At 57.1% G+C, this 4,832-nt stretch carries 4 protein-coding genes and 4 pseudogenes; 5 read left to right on the top strand and 3 right to left on the bottom strand.

Annotation, left to right across the window (positions count from 1 at the left end; all coding sequences use genetic code 11):
* The 3 genes and pseudogenes from ACNQQL_RS35590 to ACNQQL_RS35580 form a co-directional block, all read right to left on the bottom strand.
* On the bottom strand, positions 1-901 hold a 901-nt coding region (locus tag ACNQQL_RS35590), incomplete at its 3' end, for an IS256 family transposase (RefSeq protein WP_347069435.1).
* Positions 902-959: 58 nt separating this feature from the next.
* A pseudogene (locus tag ACNQQL_RS35585) lies at positions 960-1,214 on the bottom strand (IS110 family transposase); the annotation flags it as partial.
* Positions 1,215-1,281: 67 nt separating this feature from the next.
* Positions 1,282-1,729, bottom strand: a pseudogene (locus ACNQQL_RS35580) (transposase); the annotation flags it as partial.
* 633 nt (positions 1,730-2,362) lie between these two features.
* Between ACNQQL_RS35580 and ACNQQL_RS35575 the strand changes: the two are divergent.
* The 5 genes and pseudogenes from ACNQQL_RS35575 to ACNQQL_RS35555 all read left to right on the top strand — a co-directional run.
* Positions 2,363-2,569 (top strand): hypothetical protein, encoded by a 207-nt coding sequence (locus tag ACNQQL_RS35575; protein ID WP_347069433.1) that lies wholly within the window; start codon positions 2,363-2,365, stop codon positions 2,567-2,569.
* 85 nt (positions 2,570-2,654) lie between these two features.
* Positions 2,655-3,072 (top strand): annotated as a pseudogene (locus ACNQQL_RS35570) (copper chaperone PCu(A)C).
* 140 nt (positions 3,073-3,212) lie between these two features.
* Positions 3,213-4,010, top strand: a complete 798-nt coding sequence (dapB, locus tag ACNQQL_RS35565) for a 4-hydroxy-tetrahydrodipicolinate reductase (protein WP_347069431.1) — start codon at positions 3,213-3,215, stop codon at positions 4,008-4,010.
* A gap of 325 nt (positions 4,011-4,335) precedes the next feature.
* Entirely contained in the window at positions 4,336-4,629 is a 294-nt protein-coding gene (locus tag ACNQQL_RS35560; protein ID WP_347069429.1) for an H-NS histone family protein, read from the top strand.
* Positions 4,630-4,695: 66 nt separating this feature from the next.
* A pseudogene (locus ACNQQL_RS35555) lies at positions 4,696-4,832 on the top strand (IS5/IS1182 family transposase); the annotation flags it as partial.

The following is a 4,832-nucleotide window of genomic DNA, read 5'->3' as shown; positions in this document are numbered from 1 at the left end:
CCTGGTAAATCGGCTTGATCGCGGCAGCCAGCGGCTTGCGGTCTTTCCAGCTCGCCAGATTCAGCGAATTGCGGATCAGATGCACGATGCAGGTCTGGATCTGGGCGGCCGGATAGACCGCCTCGATCGCTTCGGGGAAGCCGCGCAAACCGTCGACCACCGCGATCAGGATGTCGTGCAAGCCGCGGTTCTTCAGTTCGTTGAAGACCTTCAGCCAGAACTTGGCGCCTTCGGTTTGCTCGATCCACAAACCCAGCACTTCCTTGCGACCATCGGCACGGATGCCCAGCGCCAGATAGACCGCCTTGTTCTTGACCGTGCCTTCGTCGCAGATCTTCAGCCGCAGCGCGTCGAAGTACACGATCGGATACATGGCCTCGAGCGGGCGTTGCTGCCATTGCTCGACGTCGGCCAGCACCTCGTCGGTGACCGTGGAAATCAGGTCGGGCGACACCTGCAGCCCATACAGTTCCAGCAGATGGCCCTGAATCTCGCGAACGCTCATGCCGCGTGCATACATGCTGATGACGTGGTCATCGAAGCCCGGCAGCCGGCGTTGATACTTGCCGACCAACTGTGGCTCGAACGTCGCCTGCCGATCGCGCGGAATATCCAGCTTCAGTTCGCCGTTGGGCGTCAGGACCGTCTTGGGGCTCGTGCCGTTGCGGTGGTTGCCGGCCTTGCCTTGCTCGGTCTCGGCTTCCAAATGGTGGCTCAACTCGGCCGCGAGCATGCGCTCGGCCAGCTGCTTCTTGAGCTGGCCGGCTAGCCCCGATTCGCCCAGGATCGACTCGACATCCTTGCCCTGAACTTGGGCAAGCAACTGATCGATCAGCTCATCGGGAAACAGCTTCGATGCCTTCGGGTTCTTGCTCTTCTTGGTCACTGTTGCATCGGTCATAGGACGTTAGTTCCGTTATCGTCTCATGACCTCGGCACACTAAAAATCTGACAGGCTCCTTGACGAAAGGCCGCACGAACTGCGGCGAGATCAGCTTGACCCGGTGCCCGAAGCTGACCAGCTTGCGAGCCATGTGATGCGCACCGGCGCACGCCTCCATGACCACTGTGCAGGCGTGGAACTTGGCGAAAAACTCCAGGAGCTGCTTCCGTCCCACCTTCTTGCGAAACACGGCTTTGCCGTGCCGATCCTGACCGTGAAGATGAAACGAATGTTTTCCCAGATCGATTCCTACCAGTGTCACGTCTTGCATGATGGTCTCTCCAGAAAACACCCTACAGCGTAGTCCGCTTGCAGCGGTGGGGGTGACCATCTCATTACTTCATGTGCAGTTCGTCGATGCGCCGCATCAGCAACTGATCCGCCTCGCTCACTGGCTGCGCCCGGTATACGCGCTCGATCTCGCGATGCCAACCAGTCGCGTCTGTCGCGAAACCGGCAGCGCATGCGTACGGTCAATCATCGCTTTGCGCTCAGCAGTCCGGCTTTGCCGAGCGCTCCTGACAAAAAATCGTTCTCCAGCGTCAACTGTCCGATCTTCGCGTGCAGCGTTTTCACGTCCACCGGCGGCTCGTTCGACGGTGGACCGGCCGCGCCGAACACATCCGCCGCACGCTCCTGCAGTTGCCGCTTCCACTCCGTGATCTGGTTCGGGTGCACATCGAACTGCTGCGCCAGTTCGGCCAGCGTGCGCTCGCCCTTGACCGCCGCCAGGGCCACTTTCGCTTTGAACGCCGCTGAGTGCGTCCGTCGGGTTCTCTTCGTCATCTTTCCGGTTCCTTTGCCAGCATTATCGCTGGCTCAGGCCCCGGACGTTCTACTTATCCGGCTGTCCGAATTTGCGCGGCCACCTCTCAGGGTCATCTCTGGAACGGACTCTACACCGTCACCGTATTAAACGCCGGGAGCGGGTCACATAAATTGCAAATCCGACAAACAAGACACTTCTCGCGATCAACGACTGCTCCGATGTGCTGCAATAGCGTCGTTGAGAATGCAGGGTGCTACGGATTAGCCGTGTTCCTGGCGTAGAGCGATCCACAGTCGCGGCCTGTTGAGGGCGACAGGAGTTTGCGCACAGATCACATTTCGATCGGCGGTTGGTTCATCGCAGTAGTCTTCGCTTCTTGGTACGCAATTTGTGAATGCAATGGGTTGCGCGAGCCCCCCACGCCCGCCGAGCGTGAGAATTCTGTGTTTTTGCGATGCATTTTATCCAGAGTAAGGGGCGGCGGCGGCAAAGTCGCTTAGTCAAGCTCTGTTGATAACCTTCGGCCTAGTTAGTTTCTTCGAGCGATACGGAATTCAGCATTCATGAAGCGAATCGATACTAGGGCTTTGGTTCGGCAAACGTTAAGAGTGAGTGACCCGACGGCAGCGCGTTTGCTCTACGAACATAGCATGACGCTCGGCCACAAGAAAATTGCCTTGCTGCGGTATCTGGACGCAATGGCGCTGTCTGCTCCGCTGTCCGATCGCCACCACGCCTATGCAAAAACTGTTGCTGGCACATTCTCGGATCGGGAGCTGGAAAAAATCTTTAACCAATCAATGGAGAGGGGAAGGCTTCGCCGAAATCGAAGTGGCGCAGAATTGTCTAACAGTTAAATTCGATCCAAGGATAATCGATGGGGGTTCGCCGTCGCCAACATACTCTGATTGCCATATTCAATATTAAACCATAATTGCGAAGATGATTCTTAAAATTCTCGCTTTCGTCGCTGCGCTACCAGTTTTTACCCACGTTTACGCAGCTGATTCGATCGCCGCCGAGAATGCGTGGGTGCGGTGGTTGGCGGCTACGTGACGCTTGTCAACGCGAGCGACAAACCGGTCGATCTCATTGACGTTAACAGTCCCGATTACGGAATTGCAATGTATGCACCATACGGCGTCGAACGGTTCAACGCAGGCGATGGAAATGGTAGCTGCGTTGACGATCCCGCCGCACAGCAAAATTGACATCGTTCCGGGTGGCTATCACTTCATGCTCGAAGAACCGAAGCACACGGTTAAGCCGGGGGGGGCTTGTGCGGTTGCGCTTGAAGTTCTCCGATGGCGAGGTACTCGAGACGCCCTTCGCGGTGAGGTCGCCGGCTCAGGCGAAATAACGCAGCGAGATGGGCTTCTAGTGCTGCGGTCCAATTTTTGTGGATGCCTTGCGAGTGCCTTGGATGTCTGTATACAGCGGGAATCGAATAAAGGCGTTCTTCCTGTAGTAACCGTATTTTAACTTTGTCTACTTGTCGCCATGAATATTGCTATTGCTGGTGCATCGGGCCGAATGGGCCGGATGCTAATCGAAGCCGTTCTCAACGATCCCGACGCACAGCTCGTCGGCGCACTCGACCGCGCCGATTCGCCATTCCTCGGCCAGGACGCGGGCGCGTTCCTCGGCAAGGAAACCGGGATCAAGCTGACCGACGACCTCGACGCCGTGTTCGCGCAGGCCGACTACCTGATCGATTTCACGCGCCCGGAAGGCACGATCGCGCACGTCGAGGCCGCGCTGCGCCACGACGTGAAGCTCGTGATCGGCACGACCGGCTTCACCGCCGAGCAGAAGGCCGAACTGCAGGCCGCCGCGGGCAAGATCGGCATCGTGTTCGCGGCGAACATGAGTGTCGGCGTGAACGTCACGCTGAAGCTGCTCGAATTCGCGGCCAAGCATTTCTCGCACGGCTACGACATCGAGATCATCGAGGCGCATCACCGCCACAAGGTCGATGCGCCGTCGGGCACCGCGCTGATGATGGGCGAAGCCGTCGCCGGCGCGCTCGGGCGCTCGCTCGACGATTGCGCGGTGTACGGCCGCCACGGCGTGACGGGCGAACGCGATCCGTCGTCGATCGGCTTTGCCGCGGTGCGCGGCGGCGACATCGTCGGCGATCACACCGTGCTGTTCGCCGGGATCGGCGAGCGCATCGAGATCACGCACAAGTCATCGAGCCGCGTGTCGTACGCGCAGGGCGCGCTGTGCGCGGTCCGCTTTCTCGCCGAAAAGTCAATTGGCCTGTTCAGTATGCGGGATGCGCTTGGTCTACTTTGAGGCGCGGAATGCATGAGTCACGTACTGCGGCCCAAAACGTCGCGCCATCGTCCCAAGATTGCTACAACATCAGCGCTCAACCATAATCATTGCGCATTCTTAGATGCTCAGAAACCTATAGTTTTTCGCATCTGGCATAGCAACCTCCTACAGGGAATGCGTTACACTTTGTGCTTGGGTGTAAGCCATGATTAATTTTGTCTAATTAACCTCAAATTTGCCATCCATTAAGATCATTCCTATTTTCGTGTGGGTGATGCCGCGCTATTGTGGCAATGAGTTCCAGGCGAGATAATTGTTGCCAAAATTAGTTTCGGAGAAAATGATGCAGGGCTACACTGAGCTAAAAAATCAGCTTGATGACCTTAAGCTTAAGGTCGAATTTGCCAGAAAATCTGAGGCGACTACCGTTATATCGCAAATTAGAAGCAAGGTCGCTGAATATGGGTTGGAGCCGCGTGATATATTTCCATTCGTCGGATCAGCAATGAAGCGATCCAAAGCTTCACCAAAATATATGAACCCTGAAACCGGCGCGACCTGGAGCGGTAGAGGTCGGGCGCCTCGATGGATCGCGGACGCGCAAGATCCGGAGAGATTTCTATTGGATAAAAGCTAAGGATGGTGTTCAAAACTGGCGAAGGCCCGCATGTTCAACAGGTCGGTTGCCGTGGACAATCAGGACATGAAACAGACCGACCTGAACCTTGGCCTGACGATCCGGCGGACGCGCAAACGCGTATTTCTCGACGAGATGGAGCGTGTGGTGCCGTGGAAGGAATTCATGGCGCTGATTGCGCCACACGCGCCGACGAAGGCAAC

The organism is Burkholderia sp. LFS061 (assembly GCF_047978125.1).
In the GTDB taxonomy this organism is placed as follows: domain Bacteria; phylum Pseudomonadota; class Gammaproteobacteria; order Burkholderiales; family Burkholderiaceae; genus Burkholderia; species Burkholderia pyrrocinia_C.
This window is presented reverse-complemented; position numbering and strand designations above follow the sequence as displayed.